The following is a 14,380-nucleotide window of genomic DNA, read 5'->3' on the forward strand; positions in this document are numbered from 1 at the left end:
AGGATATGATGAAAGAGATTGTTATTAGCTTTGAAAAATACACTAAGAATATAAAGGGGTCAACTATATTAGATAATATAAATTTGCAATTAGAGAAAGGTAACATCTACGGCATTATTGGAAGAAATGGTTCTGGAAAATCAATGTTATTTAAAGCTTTATGTGGTTTAATTAAGGCATCTGAAGGTAAGGTAAAGGTTAATGGAAAAGAAATAGGAAAGGAAGTTGATTTTCCAGAGAATATTGGAATTTTAATTGAACACCCAGGATTTTTAGAGCACTTAAGTGGATATGATAACCTGAAGTATTTAGCAGAGATTCAAAATAAAATTGATGAGAAAGACATAATTAATGCCTTAGATTTAGTAGAACTAGACTATAAAGATAAAAGAAGTGTAAAAAAATATTCTCTTGGGATGAAGCAGAGATTAGGTATTGCGCAAGCTATTATGGAAGATCCTGAAATTATTGTACTTGATGAACCTATGAATGGATTAGATAATGATGGAGTGAAAAAAGTTAGAAAACTTATACTAGAATTGAAAAACAAAAATAAAACAATAATATTAGCCAGCCACAATTCTGAAGATATACAGTTATTATGTGATAAAGTTTATGAAATTGATAAAGGGCAAATACAAAATTGATATAGGAGAAAATGAATGAACAGAATAAAAAGAAAAAATATAATTATAATTGTAACAGTAATAGCTATATTGGTTTCGTTAAAAGTTATTATAAAGCCAATAAACCAAGGTGCTAAAAAAATAGAACCAGTGAAAATTAATATTACTGAAAGCACTAAAGAGTGGATGGAGAGATTAGATTCTAAGATTAATGAGATTAACAAGGTAGCGAAAGAAAATACTATAACTTGTGATTATGAAAAAGTAGAAGGACAAACATATATAGTCTCAACAGAAAATAAATTACCAGTAGATAATTTGATTTTTAGATTCTTTTTAAATATTATTGATGAAAATAAAACCGGAGAATTAGGTAGGATTATATTTGATTTGAAAGATGGTAAAAACTTTGATATTAAAAATTATAAGTTTATAACAGTTTTAATTAATAGTATAACTGAAGAAAAAAGTTATGACTATACAAGTTTTAATGAGAAAATGAAGGATGCAATTAAAAACTGTAAGACAGTAGGTAAAGGTGAGGTAGTTAATGAAAAGATTGGTGAATATAATATTAAAGTTGAAACTTTTATAAAAAGAGAGAATAACGAACAAGAATTTAATTTTGAAATTAGAAGGGATTATGATTTATCTTAAACAAATATTATCAAATATAATACTGAATTTATATAAGTGGACAAATTTTTACGAAGGTTTAAGTAAGAAGATTAACTTCTAAGATTAAGTTTTTTGATATTACCCAAAACTTAAAGTCCTCCTTAATATTAAACTTAGTTATATATATTATGCTTGTAATATATATAATATCAAATCCCTAGTTTTATCAAATAAAACTGTCCCACCTTTCCTATAAATGAATATCATGATATAGGAAAGGAGATGTATAAAAATGGAATATCCAATAATGGAATATCAAATAGGGGAAGATGAAAGAGATGGAAAGTCTTTGCATGATAAGTGTAAAAAATATATGTATTATCATGCTATTTTAAAAATGAAAGATGGAAAGATGCTTGATGGAATCATTGAAGACATGGATGACGATAACGTTATTATGCTCATTCCAGAAGATATAATGGAAGACGATGATGATGATGATGACTATGATCATCACAGACAGCAGTACGGAGGATACGGTTATGGACGTCCTAGAAGAAGACATAGACGCTTTAGACGCAGACGTTTTCCTTTTGGTACTTTAGCAGCCTTATCCTTATTCCGTTATCCTTACTACTATCCACCATACCCATACTATCCATATTATCCATACTAAAGCTTAATACTTAGTAAATATGAACTTAATGAATTATGATTGATAAACATATAGATAAGAAACTTATTAACCATTAGACTAAACATTAATATATAAAAAGCTTAATCATTGTATTAAGCTTTTTTCGTTTTGTAAAATATTTGAAAGTAGAATTAATACCAGATATAATTAAGCAAAGGCAATTTATTACAACATGATAATATAATTAAATATCTTATTGGGGGGATAATATTGAAGAAATTATCTGGTATTTTAATTCTAATCATGCTATTAATACTTACAGGTTGTACAAACCAAAAAGTTACTAAAGTCAGCTATACCTATAAAGGAGAAAATGACCTTTGGACGGCTGAATATAAAGTTAATGGAACTAAAACAATTACAGAGAAGAAGGATAAAAGCGAATATAATAGTGACTATAATAATTCATTAATAGTAACCTATAAAAAGGATGTATCAGAATTAGCTTCAATGAAGAGTTTAGAAATATCATATGAAAGCAGTGCCACAGGTGGAAAATCTAATCAAAGTTTTGATGATAACACTCCAAAGCAAAAGACGTACACCATTAAAACAAGTAGCACGGGATCGGCAATTGAGAGAGAAGATGAAATAATAAAAGTTGATATAAATATAGATGGAAAGATTCAAACCATTGAATTAAAGAATGCTAAGTAAATATTATTAAAAAAGGGAAGTCTAAATTAAGTAGACTTCCCTAAAATTTGTATTAATCAACACTTTTCTTTAACAGACTCTTAGTACTTTAAAAACCCATCTTACTTTTCACCTTATTACAGTTTTCTTCAGAAGTAAGCAGTTCTAATAGCTTAAAAGCAACTGGGAAAGCTGTTGAAGGATTATAAGAAGTAATTATATTTTTATCTACTACAATCGGTTTATTAGGGATAACATTAACCTTAAATTCTGCTAACTCTTTTTGTCTTATGCCGTTATTTAAATTATAGGTTGTGGCATTTCTATTAACTAAAACTCCACTTTTGCCTAGGGGTAATGCCCCAACACAAATAGAAGCTATTATCTTTCCAGCTTTATCAAATTCTCTAATTATATTTAAGAAGTCTTCACTATAGGCATCTTCATAAAAGCCAGCTTCCTCAAAGCCTCCTGGTATAGCAAGTGCATCAAACTTATCAATATTAACTTCATTTATAAGCATTTCTGGAATTACTGTAAAGTTAAAAGTACACTTTAACTTTTCTCTTAGTCCAACAGTTACCAATCTAGTTGATCTATCCCCATCTGTTTCATTCCAACCAATAACATCTGTAAAAACACTTGCTTCTACAGCTTCAAACCCATTAGCAAGAAGCAATAATACTTTTTTCATAAATATCCCCCTTTATCTCGAACTTATTAGTATATTTTAACATAATTATTAATTTTTATAAAAAGCACTATTTTCCTTGTATTAAATATTTACTGTTTGTCCATAATCATAACGAGGTGATGATAATGGATGAAGAATCATTAAGTGCATTAGTAGTTTTTTCAGTTGCGTTTATACTTCTCTTGGTTTTAGCTTTAATGGATATAGCATTAATGGTATTTATACTTGGGACTTATTAATAAAGTACTATATTTTTACATTAGAGATTTATATAATTAAAATATACAAGTTTTTAATGTAGTGGGGTAGTTATGAACAAAAAACTAAGTTTAAAACTTTCTTTATTTTCTTTAACTTATATAACAGTACTTATTTTTGATTATTTAAGGCATGAATATCTTTCAAGAACTTCTTTTAAGAATTATTCATGGCTTTCTTATTTTATATATAATTCAAAGGGTGATTTTAAATATTCCTTAGATGTTATCATAACTTTTATTTTGTTTGTTTTTGTAATTTTTTATTTTATTAGAAACAGACGATTTAATAATTGGATTTTTATCATTTTCCCTATAATTTTTATTATTCTACATATAATTTCTCTTTTGTAGTTTTATGAAAAAAAGAGTAGATATCTTTATATAGATACTACTCTTAATTTTTTCATTAAATTACATTTATTTTGTTTTCAGCATTTCGTGACATTTATTGCAGGGAAAATCATTTTCCATACAAACATCAATATTACATGTGGAAGTCTTTTTTATATACCCAACTCCCCATTCCATAATATGAGACATTACTGGGATAAAGCTTACACCTATAGCCGTTAAGGAGTATTCAACCTTTGGAGGCACTTCTCTATAAACTTCTCTATGAATAAGTCTATCATGTTCAAGTTCTCTTAACTGCTGAGTAAGAACTCCCCTTGAGATTGTCGGTATAAGTCTTTGAAGTTCATTAAATCTTCTTGTCTTATTATGTAAAATCCATAAGATTGTTAGTTTCCACTTCCCCATAAGAATATTTTGAGTTACTGTAACTGGACAAAGATCAGAATTATTATCCAAGAAAAACCGCATCCTTCCTTAATAGTCTTATTTACATGACTATGTCATATAAACCTGCGTACTTGTAATATGATTACTTTGATTTTACCATAATACTTATAATAAATATTTAAATTAATGAGGTAATTAAAATGGAAGAAGTATTAAAGTTATTAAAAGAAAATCCTAATGGATTTTTAGCAACAGTGGATAGTGGAAAACCTAGAGTAAGACCTTTTGGTTTTATATTAGAGGAGGAAGGAAAGTTATATTTCTGTACAAATAGCTTGAAAGAAGTCTATAAGCAGCTATTAGAAGTACCTTATGTAGAATACTCAGTTATGTCAAAGGATATGATAACTCTTAGAGTAAGTGGAAGAATAAGATTCACTGAAGACTTAGATATGAAAGAGAAGATACTTAATGTATTTGAACCTATAAAAAAGGGATATAAGACTGCGGATAATCCTATATTAAAGGTCTTTTATATTGAACATGGAACTGCAACTATTGCAGATTTTTCAGGAAATCCCCCAAAGAAAATAGAATTTTAGAATAAAAAATAGTGAGGAAAATGTAAAGTCCTCACTTGATTTATTAATCAATCTACAAATTTTTATCTTCCCGCCAGACTTAAGGCAGTTTCAGTAGTTTTCATATCAACTTTAAATTGTTCCTTTAAGTCATGGGCATTATAATAGCCTTTTTTTTCCATATATCTAAATATTTTTTCATGAGTAGCAATAGCATGGTTTAATTGATTTCTTAAGGTTTGCCTTACTTCAGGTGAAGTAGTTTCTGTTAGAGCTATTGAGTAATTTCTTACTGCACTTTTAGCTGCTACTAAAAAGTCTGTAGCTATTACTTGATCAGTTAACTTATTCATTCCAGTAATGCTTTCTATTATTCCATTCATAAAATCACCTTCTTTTATATGTAATGAAGCCTATAGGCCTTGTGATTGTGCGATTGTTGATTTTTCCATAAGATTACTTAGTTCTTTTATATGTTGTTTTCCAGTAGCTATATCATCTTTTAAAATCCTCTTTAATTCATCATCAGAAACTAATGGTGACATAGTGACACATTTAGTTAATGAAAGATTTTTTAGGGTTAAAAGCTCATGTATTTGAATGGTTTCATTTGGCGTAATATATTTATCTTCCATTTATTTTAAGCCTCCTTATTAGAACTATTTAAAAACATTATGGTTTAAGAACTACTTTTATACAATCTTCTGTTTTTGTGTCAAAAGCTTCGTAGCCATGTGCAGCATCTTCTAGTGGAAGCCTATGGGTAATAATGTCACTTGGGTCAACTTTTCCTTCTTGCATCAAGGTGTATAATGTAGGCATATAAGGAATTACAGGTGCTTGACCAGTTCTTATATTAATATTTCTATTAATTATGTCGCCAAAAGGAAATCCATTATACCTTCCTCCGTATACTCCAGTTACTTGAATCATTCCACCTTTTCTAACTGCTTGAGTTGCAGTTATAAATCCTCCTAAGGCACCACTTTGAAGCTTTGCGCCAGTACCAACAAATTCTAGAGGGGTCATTTTTCCATCCATACCGACACAGTCTATAACGATATCCGCACCACCATGAGTTATTTCTCTTAAGTATTCTCCGGTGTTATCATGTCTTTCAAAATTTATTGTTTCTACATTGTTATATTTTTTAGCATGTTCTAAACGATAATCTATGTAATCTACTGCAATTACTCTTTCTGCACCATGAAGCCATGCAAATTTTTGAGCTAAAAGTCCTACTGGACCGCAGCCTAATATAATAACTGTATTTCCACTTTTAACTCCAGCATTCTCCACGCTCCAATAAGCAGTTCCCATAGCATCTGCCATTAATAGCAAGTTTTCATCTTTAATTTCACAATCATCAGGAACCTTAAAAGGGGTAAAGTTTCCGTATGGAACTCTTAAATATTCTGCCTGACCACCAGGGTATCCACCAAAGGTATCAGTATATCCAAAAAATCCTCCATTTTCTCCATTAGGATTTGAGTTATCGCACATACAGGTTAAGTCATGCTTACAATAAAAACATTCACCACAGCTTACGTTAAAAGGAACAACAACTTTGTCTCCTTTTTTAAGATTTTTAACTTCCTTACCTACCTCTTCAACAATGCCCATAGGCTCATGTCCTATAATATAATCTTGATGTAAATTTGGAACCATATCATGAATAAGATGCAAATCTGATCCACATATTGCAGTATTTGTGATTTTGACTATTATGTCATCAGGTTTAACTATAGTGGGATCCGGAACATCTTTAACTTCAACTCTTTTAATTCCTTGAAATGTTACAGCCTTCATTATGTTACCTCCTTAATTACTTTTCTGGAGTTGCAAAATTTCCTAGTCTATTTGTGTTTCCAGGGAATAAATCTAAGTTAGCTATTTGTGTTGCTGTTTCTGAGGATTCTATATCCATTCTAAATTGTTTTTCTAAGTCAACTGGATGAAACCAACCTTTACTTAGCATTAGATCAGATATTTCTGCATGTAAGTTTAATGCATCGTCTAATTGTCTTTTAAGAACGGATCTTACAGATGGAGAAGTTGCTTCTGTTAGTGCAATAGCACAGTTCCTAACACCACTTTTTGCATTAAGTAAAAAGGTAAGAGACATGGTCTCATCTATTAATTTGGGCATTCCCTCAGCATTTCTTACTTCTAAGTAATCAGTAATCATCTATCTTAAACCTCCTATCTTATATTTGGAGCTTTTGACAATAAGTTCTGTAAATCTGTTATTGCAGTCATCGATTGCCGTACATCTTTTTCAAGCAATTTTTTTAAGTCTTGATCAAAAACTACACCTTCCATTAATTTTGATGTAGTCATACAAACAGTCTTAAAGTTTAGCATTTCATGTACTTGCATAGTTTCATTAGGTGCTAGTTTTAAAACCTCCATTTCTTCACCTCCTATTTCTTTTACTCAATTTAGTTTTTCTTATATAATGCAGGCTTATACTGTGAAGTTAATAGCAAAGTAATAGTACTGCTGGGATAAATCTCTAGAGGTGATATTATAAGGATTATATGTTTTATAAACAAAGCTTTAATAATATGGTTGTTATTAGCAGTAATAGTTATATAATAAAAGGTGCAGGAAGTAATATTATATCTAAATTTGGAATATGAGGGGTTTTTATGGAGAATTTTATCAATATCTTTATAAGCATTGTATGCATTTTTATCTCTATAATGAACTTAGTTACTATTAAGTTCACTAAGAAAGAAGTTCTAATATTTACTTCTGTAGCAATATTAGGATCATTTCCTTTTGGATATATAAGCCCATATTTATCGATAATTCCTATGAATTTGATTTTAATATTTTGTTTATATAAAAAAACACACAATATTGGAGTTAGTATAATATTGCCATTAGCAGCTACAATAATATGTGTCGTGGCAACCTATATTTTAATTTTTATAACTATGTTTGTTTTTAAGATTAATATCGGAAAAAACTTTAGAGAAACACATATTTATTATGTTTTAACAGTTTTAATCTTTCCGCTGATAATTGTAATAAGCAGTGTTATTGGAATGATAATAAACAGAAAAAATGTTGAACAAGCTCTAAAATTTAAAAATAGACCTCTATATTTAATTGCTACTATGTTAATTTTCACACTTATAATTTTTTATATAAATTTAATAATAGAGGATAATAGTGAAGCGACTAATAGGGCAGCTCAGATAAATGTAATATTATTTCTAATATATTTTGGAATTATTATAGCAATAATGTATGTACTGCTTAGGGGAGTAACTAAAGATTTAGAAATTAAAAATAAGCAAACACAGATGCAAAATCTACAAGAATATACGGCAAATCTTGAACGATTATATTCAGAGATGAGAGCTTTTAGACATGATTATATAAATATAATATCTTCAATGATAGGACATATGGATAATAATGATATGGAAAGCTTAAAGAGACATTTTTATGATAATATTATTCCTTTAAGTTCAGGTATGGAAAATAATAATTTTAAAATAGGTCATTTAAAGAATATCGAAATACCAGAAGTTAAAGGCTTACTATCTTCTAAACTCGTTAGAGCGCAGGAAATAGGCATAGATGTAAATATAGATATAGCTGATAAAATAGATGACATCAAAATAAATGTAGAAGACGCAACTAGAGCACTAGGTATATTATTAGATAATGCCATAGAAGCAGCCCAAGAGTGTGAAAAACCCAAATTGGATATAGGCTTTGTCAGGGTATATGAAACCTTACTTATTGTAATTAAAAACAATTGTGTAAGCGTGCCTAAAGTATTTGAAATAAATAGAAAAGGATTTTCAACTAAGGGGAAAAATAGAGGACTAGGACTTAGTAATTTAAGAGAAATAATAGATAAATATGATAATGTTTTTTTAGAAACTAATACAAAAGATACGGAATTTATACAAAAGCTCACTCTAAGTTAGAGTGAGCTTTTACAATTAAATCATTGGATGTTTGTTTTTGTATTTGAACTTAAAAATTATATAAGCTATGAAGTTTGGAATAATGTTTATACTCTGAGTGTTAGCGTGAATATTAAGTTCTTCAAAAGACATATTATCGTATAGTTTTGACTGAGAACCTGCTTTTAGTTCCCTTTCATATAAAGAAACTAAATAGTGATATTGAAGTGGTATCATCAAGATTAAATAGAGTGCAAATATTCCAATAAGAATATAAACAAAAACTGGACTCATAATTATACCTCCATACTTTTAAATATAACCCTTTATAAGTTATATTATACCACATATCTTCCTAAGTTTAGGATATTAATCAAAATTAAGACAATCTTAAGATAATAAGATTATTAAAAAGATAAGGCATTATGTACAAATTAATATTTGTTTTTACGTTTATTACTATAAATTAGTCTTTTACTACAAATAGGATAAATGGTATCAAATAGGTGTTAAAATAAGAGCGGAATCTATAATTTCAATTTTATGGTATAGATTAGAGAGAATATATGGGGGAATATAATGGTGGCCAGGTTGACAATTAATACACCAGAGTCAAAGAAAGATGAATTTGATATATACATAAATGAAAGAATGGTTAAATTACAGAATAAAAATAGTTATGAAGTCCTAGAAATAAATAAAGATAGATGTAGAATAAAGGTTATAAAAAAGCATGTATGTGATTATGATAATTGGATTATTAAAGGGCTTTTAGGGTTTATGAAGGATATGGTGTCAAAGGCAGGAATATATGCGAGAAAAGGCGATGCGATAGGAGTATTTAGAGCAGTTTGTGAAGGGGTTCTTATATTAGATGGAGATACAGATTTAAATATAAAGTTAGATAAAAATAGAATATACTTCGCATCTAATGCAGAGGGTTTTTTAATTAATGTGAGTACAGATAATAAAAACTCAGTATGGAAAGAGGAAACGAATAGGTTAGAGTTTCCTGAATATCTAAAAAAAAGATGGGATATTATAAAAATACCTTTCTTAATATTGGCAACAATGCTACTAATATTGTTTTCAGCTATTTTAATAAATGAGCTAAAGTTCTTAGTTAGATAAAAACTTTATTCAAAAGTTCAAATAAAATATTCAATAAGAGAGATGGGATTATCCCATCTTTTTTATTTAGTTCTTCTTAAGCACAATAGGTATATGAAACAAATAATATGATTATATATACCCAATAAAGGTATAGACATTTAAAAAATAAATTCATATAATAAAGGTGTTAATAACATAAAATAGAAGTTAATACTTATTAAAGAATGGAGGGTTAGAGATTGAAATACAAATTTCCTGAAAACTTTTGGTGGGGGGCTGCTACTTCAGGACCGCAATCAGAAGGAACATTTAACAAGAAGCATAGAAATGTATTTGATTATTGGTATGACATAGAACCTAGTGAATTTTTTGAAGAGGTTGGACCCAATATAGCATCTAACTTTTATAATAGTTATAAATCAGACTTAGAGATGATGAAAAGTATTGGCTTTAATTCTTTTAGAACATCAATTCAGTGGACTAGACTAATAAAAGATTTTGAAACAGTAGAAGTTGATCATGATGGCGTTAAGTTTTATAATGCTGTAATTGATGAATGTATAAAAAATGGAATGACACCAGTAATGAATATACATCATTTTGACTTGCCTATTGAACTATATGAAAAATATAGTGGATGGGAATCAAAATATGTTGTGGAGCTTTTTGCGAAATTTGCAAGAAAGGCATTTGAGCTTTTTGGGGATAGAGTAAAGTATTGGACAACATTTAACGAACCAATAGTTATAGTACAAGGGCAATATATTGGAGAATTTCATTATCCAAAGATAGTTGATGGTAAAAAAGCTATGCAGGTAGCTTTTAATTTAAATCTTGCATCAGCTAGAGCCATTGAAGAATTTAGAAAAGTAGAACACAACAAGGATGGAAAGATTGGAATAATACTTAATCTTACTCCAGCATACCCAAGAGCTAATTCAAAAGAAGATTTACTTGCAGCTGACTATGCAAATAAGTTCCATAATGAGTTGTTCCTTGACCCAGCAGTTTTAGGTAAGTTTCCTGATGGAATAGAGGAGACGCTTAAAAATGATGGAGTGTTATGGGAAGCTACTAGTGAGGAATTAAATATAATAAAAAACAATAAAGTTGATTTCTTAGGAGTTAATTACTACCAACCTATTAGAGTAAAAGCTAGAGAAAGTGAATTTAATTATGCTAATGGATGGTTCCCAGATAAATATTTTGAAGCATACGAAATGCCAGGAAGAAGAATGAACCCCCATAGGGGTTGGGAGATATATCCTGAAGCTATGTATGATATAGCGATAAATATTAGAGATAATTACGGGAATATCCCTTGGTATATTTCTGAAAATGGAATGGGTGTATATGGTGAAGAAAGATTCTTAAACTCTGAAGGAGTCATTGAAGATGACTACAGAATAGAATTTATAACTGAACATCTACAGTTTTTGAATAAAGGAATAGAAGAAGGAAGTAATTGTTTTGGATATCATCTATGGACACCTATAGATTGCTGGTCATGGATAAATGCATATAGAAATAGATATGGGTTTATTTCTTTAGATTTAAAAACTCAGAAAAAGACTATTAAAAAGTCTGGATACTGGTTTAAAGAAGTTTCTGAAAATAATGGGTTTTAAATAAGTTATAAAATGAAAACGAGAGAATTTAAGATTAATTCTCTCGTTTTTTGTTAGTTATCTTACTATTACGGTTTCAAAAGCAAAACGATCATATCTATGTACTGATATAGAATATTCAAAGGCAGTACCATTTTCTAAATAAGCAACTTGTTCAACAACTGCTACAGGGTCATCTGCTTTTAGGTTTAAATACTTTTGTTCAAGTTCACTTGACTTTCTAACTCTAATAGTTCTGTGAGAACTTTGAACTTTAAGGCCAAGATCTTCTTCAATATAAGAATAAATAGATGACTTAGTATGCTGTTTCTTAAGACCAGGAATTAGGTTTATAGGCATAAATGTATGTTCAATAACATAAGGTTCTTCATCAACATATCTTACTCTTAATAGATTGTATACAAATTCTTCACTTTCTAAGTTAAGCTTTTGTGTAACTTCTTCGTTACTTGCAACAACATCAAATGTAATAAGATCGCTAGTTACTTTGTGGTCACTATATAAAGCAGTAAGACCTCTAAATTGGTTAGCAACCAAAAGTCTATTCATATCTATATTACTAATGCTTTTAACGAATGTGCCAGAACCTCTTCTTTTAACAATTAGCCCTTCAGATACTAAAATATCTAAAGCCTTTTTTACTGTCATTTTGCTTGCATCATACTTTATGCATAAATCTTTTTCAAAAGGTAATTGCTCATTGGCTTGAAGCACACCTTTAACAATCTGAGTTCTAATATCATTTGCAATTTGTGTATATTTTGTCATAGCAATCACCCCATAATATAAATATTATATAAACAAATAGGTATATACTTATATAATATCACAATATACCTAGAACATATACCTATATTTATTAATATTAGCAAAACTCACCATACTTATTTATAAACAAAACAAAAAGAGTACCTCAAAGATAAAATCCTTCCCCAAGAATTTTAACCTAAAAGTACCCTTTTCAATTTGGGAGAAAAATTATATTTAATCAACAGTGTAGACTTAATTAAATATTTATATTGTTACCCTTAACCCCTATACCAAAAAGTTCTTTTTTCTGGTTTATAAATACACCCATAAGAATTGGCAGAATTAAAGATATTAATATGCTTAAATTAAACCCATTTAAAATTAATGAGTATATAGTGTTGAGTGTTACTGAAGCAAAGTAAAGGAAAATGCCTATAGCTTTTTTAAATAATATAAAAATAATACCGGTTATTATGACTAAAACTAATATGGCAGTTAAAGATACTTGTCCAAAAGTGATTTTGGCAACTTGCTCTGCTCCTGCAATTTGGTCGATTTGATCTTTAAGTAAATAAGTAGATGTTAGTAAAATTATTGATAAGGCGCTGAAAAATAATTGGATTACAACAACAGCTATTATGCCACCACCTAGGGTTTTATCTTCGTAACTTTCCATACTTATTTTTCACCTCTTTTTGCAAAGCCTATTTTATTTACTCCTTATGTGAATTATAGCAAGAATATTATAGCTTGTTTCAAAAAAGTAATAAGTGATGTTTTTTTTGTAATAACCGTTCTAAATTTATATATATATGCAAATAAAATAGCATATATAGAGAAGTTTATTTATAAAGACCTAGTGCAAAAAAGTCTTTATATACGCTCAAATCACCAAACATTATATTCTTCTTGAAATTATATGGAAAACATATGGTATAATAAAGTTGTGCTGCAATCATGATGGGGGGGAGTAAGTCTTGCTCAATGTATTTATTTGTGAAGATGATGCAAGTCAAAGGGAAAATTTTAAGAGAATAGTAGATAACATAATTACAATAGAAGATTTTGATATGTGTTTAGCATTAGAGACTGGAAGTCCAAATGAATTGATAGAGTACGTATGCAATCATAACGGAAGAGGTTTATACTTCTTAGATGTAGACTTAAGTTCAGACATAAATGGTATCGATTTAGCTGTTGAAATAAGAAAACAGGATCCTAATGGGTATATAGTTTTTGTAACTACCCATGGAGAGCTTAGCTACTTAACATTCCAATATAAGATTGAGGCAATGGATTATATTATAAAAGATGATTTTGAAAACTTAAAAAATAAAATTCATGAATGTATAAAAGAAGCAGATAAAAGATTTCACATTAAAACTGCTGACGAGAAGAGGTTCTATATTAAAATAGGTGATAAGGTTATAAACATTGAATTTAATAAAATCCTATTTTTTGAAACTTCTAATGTTATACATAAAATTATTCTCCATGGAATGGACAGGCAGATTGAATTTTATTCGAAGATGAAAGAACTTGAAGAAATGCTAGATAATAATTTTTATAGATGTCATAAATCTTACATAGTTAATAAGACAAATATAAAAGAAATAGATTTAAAAAATAGAATAGCCTATATGGTAAATGGAGAAGAATGCTACATTTCAAGTAGATATATTAAAGGATTAGTTAAATAAATGATAAAGATACTTAAGGTTACTTATACCTTTAAGTATCTTTTTATTTAATTAAAATCTAAATCATAACGGTTATTACAAAAAAACTACTTTTCATTACATAAATAATATTTCAAAACACTCTTCTTGTATAATAAAATAAACAATATTTTAGTACACAATTAGTCGAAATTTTTGTAATTAGGAGGAATATCATGAGAAGGATAATTGAAAATATTATTTTATTCGTTTCCTTTTTTCTAATTGTACATTTTACTGGAAGATTAATAAAAAACTATTTAATGGCAGCAATGATTTGTGCGATATTAAGTACCGTGGTTTTATTTGTAAGAAATCATGTTAAAAACTATGATTAAAATAACTTATACAAGTAAGAAAATATATTTATTATTAATTGAGTTAAAAGA

At 28.6% G+C, this 14,380-nt stretch carries 20 protein-coding genes; 10 read left to right on the forward strand and 10 right to left on the reverse strand.

All coding sequences use genetic code 11. From position 1 onward, the window contains the following. The first annotated feature begins 8 nt into the window (after positions 1-8). From PTZ02_RS17600 to PTZ02_RS17615, 4 genes are all read left to right on the forward strand, one after another. Positions 9-647 (forward strand): ATP-binding cassette domain-containing protein, encoded by a 639-nt coding sequence (locus tag PTZ02_RS17600; RefSeq protein WP_274229063.1) that lies wholly within the window; start codon positions 9-11, stop codon positions 645-647. A 15-nt stretch (positions 648-662) separates the two neighbouring features. Continuing rightward, positions 663-1,283, forward strand: a complete 621-nt coding sequence (locus tag PTZ02_RS17605) for a hypothetical protein (protein ID WP_274229064.1) — start codon at positions 663-665, stop codon at positions 1,281-1,283. Positions 1,284-1,536: 253 nt separating this feature from the next. Continuing rightward, the gene (locus tag PTZ02_RS17610) at positions 1,537-1,920 is read left to right on the forward strand and encodes a hypothetical protein (protein ID WP_274229065.1); all 384 of its coding nucleotides are present in this window, start codon (positions 1,537-1,539) and stop codon (positions 1,918-1,920) included. A 231-nt stretch (positions 1,921-2,151) separates the two neighbouring features. After that, the gene (locus PTZ02_RS17615; protein ID WP_274229066.1) at positions 2,152-2,598 is read left to right on the forward strand and encodes a hypothetical protein; all 447 of its coding nucleotides are present in this window, start codon (positions 2,152-2,154) and stop codon (positions 2,596-2,598) included. Positions 2,599-2,686: 88 nt separating this feature from the next. On the opposite strand, the gene PTZ02_RS17620 is transcribed toward PTZ02_RS17615, so the two are convergent. Together PTZ02_RS17620 and PTZ02_RS17625 are read right to left on the reverse strand one after the other, a co-directional pair. Continuing rightward, positions 2,687-3,271 carry a DJ-1/PfpI family protein gene (locus PTZ02_RS17620; RefSeq protein WP_274229067.1) on the reverse strand — a complete coding sequence of 195 codons (585 nt, stop codon included), beginning with the start codon at positions 3,269-3,271 and terminating at the stop codon, positions 2,687-2,689. 677 nt (positions 3,272-3,948) lie between these two features. Then, positions 3,949-4,341: a winged helix-turn-helix transcriptional regulator gene (locus tag PTZ02_RS17625; protein WP_337993000.1), complete on the reverse strand. Its 393-nt coding sequence runs from the start codon at positions 4,339-4,341 to the stop codon at positions 3,949-3,951. A 131-nt stretch (positions 4,342-4,472) separates the two neighbouring features. Between PTZ02_RS17625 and PTZ02_RS17630 the strand changes: the two genes are divergently transcribed. Continuing rightward, on the forward strand, positions 4,473-4,874 hold the full coding sequence (locus PTZ02_RS17630; RefSeq protein ID WP_274229069.1) for a pyridoxamine 5'-phosphate oxidase family protein: 402 nt from the start codon (positions 4,473-4,475) through the stop codon (positions 4,872-4,874). A 62-nt stretch (positions 4,875-4,936) separates the two neighbouring features. Here PTZ02_RS17630 and PTZ02_RS17635 read toward each other — a convergent pair whose 3' ends face one another. From PTZ02_RS17635 to PTZ02_RS17655, 5 genes are read right to left on the reverse strand one after another with little or no spacing between them, the layout of a single operon-like run. Then, positions 4,937-5,236 carry a spore coat protein gene (locus tag PTZ02_RS17635; RefSeq protein ID WP_274229070.1) on the reverse strand — a complete coding sequence of 100 codons (300 nt, stop codon included), beginning with the start codon at positions 5,234-5,236 and terminating at the stop codon, positions 4,937-4,939. Between the two features lie 30 nt (positions 5,237-5,266). Continuing rightward, positions 5,267-5,488 carry a spore coat protein gene (locus tag PTZ02_RS17640; RefSeq protein WP_274229071.1) on the reverse strand — a complete coding sequence of 74 codons (222 nt, stop codon included), beginning with the start codon at positions 5,486-5,488 and terminating at the stop codon, positions 5,267-5,269. 37 nt (positions 5,489-5,525) lie between these two features. Beyond that, positions 5,526-6,662 (reverse strand): zinc-dependent alcohol dehydrogenase, encoded by a 1,137-nt coding sequence (locus tag PTZ02_RS17645; protein ID WP_274229072.1) that lies wholly within the window; start codon positions 6,660-6,662, stop codon positions 5,526-5,528. A gap of 16 nt (positions 6,663-6,678) precedes the next feature. Beyond that, positions 6,679-7,041 carry a spore coat protein gene (locus PTZ02_RS17650; protein ID WP_274229073.1) on the reverse strand — a complete coding sequence of 121 codons (363 nt, stop codon included), beginning with the start codon at positions 7,039-7,041 and terminating at the stop codon, positions 6,679-6,681. Positions 7,042-7,055: 14 nt separating this feature from the next. Next, a complete protein-coding gene (locus PTZ02_RS17655) occupies positions 7,056-7,265 on the reverse strand; it encodes a spore coat protein (protein ID WP_274229074.1) in 210 nt (69 codons plus the stop codon). Between the two features lie 239 nt (positions 7,266-7,504). On the opposite strand from PTZ02_RS17655, the gene PTZ02_RS17660 reads away from it, so the two are divergent. Further along, complete coding sequence (locus tag PTZ02_RS17660; protein WP_274229075.1) at positions 7,505-8,803, forward strand: sensor histidine kinase; 1,299 nt, start codon at positions 7,505-7,507, stop codon at positions 8,801-8,803. Between the two features lie 15 nt (positions 8,804-8,818). Here PTZ02_RS17660 and PTZ02_RS17665 read toward each other — a convergent pair whose 3' ends face one another. Beyond that, entirely contained in the window at positions 8,819-9,076 is a 258-nt protein-coding gene (locus tag PTZ02_RS17665) for a DUF3949 domain-containing protein (protein WP_274229076.1), read from the reverse strand. 285 nt (positions 9,077-9,361) lie between these two features. On the opposite strand from PTZ02_RS17665, the gene PTZ02_RS17670 reads away from it, so the two are divergent. Together PTZ02_RS17670 and PTZ02_RS17675 are read left to right on the forward strand one after the other, a co-directional pair. After that, positions 9,362-9,913: a hypothetical protein gene (locus PTZ02_RS17670; protein WP_274229077.1), complete on the forward strand. Its 552-nt coding sequence runs from the start codon at positions 9,362-9,364 to the stop codon at positions 9,911-9,913. Between the two features lie 221 nt (positions 9,914-10,134). Further along, positions 10,135-11,523: a glycoside hydrolase family 1 protein gene (locus PTZ02_RS17675; protein ID WP_274229078.1), complete on the forward strand. Its 1,389-nt coding sequence runs from the start codon at positions 10,135-10,137 to the stop codon at positions 11,521-11,523. Positions 11,524-11,580: 57 nt separating this feature from the next. Here the strand turns inward: PTZ02_RS17675 and PTZ02_RS17680 are convergent, their stop codons facing one another. Both PTZ02_RS17680 and PTZ02_RS17685 read right to left on the reverse strand, forming a co-directional pair. Next, positions 11,581-12,291, reverse strand: coding sequence for a GntR family transcriptional regulator (locus tag PTZ02_RS17680; protein WP_274229079.1), 711 nt, complete (start codon positions 12,289-12,291; stop codon positions 11,581-11,583). 238 nt (positions 12,292-12,529) lie between these two features. Further along, positions 12,530-12,949 (reverse strand): hypothetical protein, encoded by a 420-nt coding sequence (locus PTZ02_RS17685; protein ID WP_274229080.1) that lies wholly within the window; start codon positions 12,947-12,949, stop codon positions 12,530-12,532. A 301-nt stretch (positions 12,950-13,250) separates the two neighbouring features. Between PTZ02_RS17685 and PTZ02_RS17690 the strand changes: the two genes are divergently transcribed. Together PTZ02_RS17690 and PTZ02_RS17695 are read left to right on the forward strand one after the other, a co-directional pair. Continuing rightward, the gene (locus tag PTZ02_RS17690; protein WP_274229081.1) at positions 13,251-13,973 is read left to right on the forward strand and encodes a LytR/AlgR family response regulator transcription factor; all 723 of its coding nucleotides are present in this window, start codon (positions 13,251-13,253) and stop codon (positions 13,971-13,973) included. 194 nt (positions 13,974-14,167) lie between these two features. Further along, complete coding sequence (locus tag PTZ02_RS17695; protein ID WP_274229082.1) at positions 14,168-14,329, forward strand: hypothetical protein; 162 nt, start codon at positions 14,168-14,170, stop codon at positions 14,327-14,329. Positions 14,330-14,380: the final 51 nt, after the last annotated feature.

This window comes from Clostridium sp. 'White wine YQ' (assembly GCF_028728205.1).
Taxonomy (GTDB): Bacteria; Bacillota; Clostridia; order Clostridiales; family Clostridiaceae; genus Clostridium_T.

Excerpts from the sequence above, each read along its gene's own strand:
- PTZ02_RS17630 (WP_274229069.1), top strand. The coding sequence starts at position 4,473 with ATGGAAGAAGTATTAAAGTTATTAAAAGAAAATCCTAATGGATTTTTA.
- PTZ02_RS17680 (WP_274229079.1), bottom strand. The coding sequence starts at position 12,291 with ATGACAAAATATACACAAATTGCAAATGATATTAGAACTCAGATTGTT.
- PTZ02_RS17605 (WP_274229064.1), top strand. The coding sequence starts at position 663 with ATGAACAGAATAAAAAGAAAAAATATAATTATAATTGTAACAGTAATA.
- PTZ02_RS17610 (WP_274229065.1), top strand. The coding sequence starts at position 1,537 with ATGGAATATCCAATAATGGAATATCAAATAGGGGAAGATGAAAGAGAT.
- PTZ02_RS17635 (WP_274229070.1), bottom strand. The coding sequence starts at position 5,236 with ATGAATGGAATAATAGAAAGCATTACTGGAATGAATAAGTTAACTGAT.
- PTZ02_RS17685 (WP_274229080.1), bottom strand. The coding sequence starts at position 12,949 with ATGGAAAGTTACGAAGATAAAACCCTAGGTGGTGGCATAATAGCTGTT.
- PTZ02_RS17655 (WP_274229074.1), bottom strand. The coding sequence starts at position 7,265 with ATGGAGGTTTTAAAACTAGCACCTAATGAAACTATGCAAGTACATGAA.
- PTZ02_RS17645 (WP_274229072.1), bottom strand. The coding sequence starts at position 6,662 with ATGAAGGCTGTAACATTTCAAGGAATTAAAAGAGTTGAAGTTAAAGAT.
- PTZ02_RS17695 (WP_274229082.1), top strand. The coding sequence starts at position 14,168 with ATGAGAAGGATAATTGAAAATATTATTTTATTCGTTTCCTTTTTTCTA.
- PTZ02_RS17640 (WP_274229071.1), bottom strand. The coding sequence starts at position 5,488 with ATGGAAGATAAATATATTACGCCAAATGAAACCATTCAAATACATGAG.
- PTZ02_RS17670 (WP_274229077.1), top strand. The coding sequence starts at position 9,362 with ATGGTGGCCAGGTTGACAATTAATACACCAGAGTCAAAGAAAGATGAA.
- PTZ02_RS17650 (WP_274229073.1), bottom strand. The coding sequence starts at position 7,041 with ATGATTACTGATTACTTAGAAGTAAGAAATGCTGAGGGAATGCCCAAA.
- PTZ02_RS17660 (WP_274229075.1), top strand. The coding sequence starts at position 7,505 with ATGGAGAATTTTATCAATATCTTTATAAGCATTGTATGCATTTTTATC.
- PTZ02_RS17665 (WP_274229076.1), bottom strand. The coding sequence starts at position 9,076 with ATGAGTCCAGTTTTTGTTTATATTCTTATTGGAATATTTGCACTCTAT.
- PTZ02_RS17620 (WP_274229067.1), bottom strand. The coding sequence starts at position 3,271 with ATGAAAAAAGTATTATTGCTTCTTGCTAATGGGTTTGAAGCTGTAGAA.
- PTZ02_RS17600 (WP_274229063.1), top strand. The coding sequence starts at position 9 with ATGAAAGAGATTGTTATTAGCTTTGAAAAATACACTAAGAATATAAAG.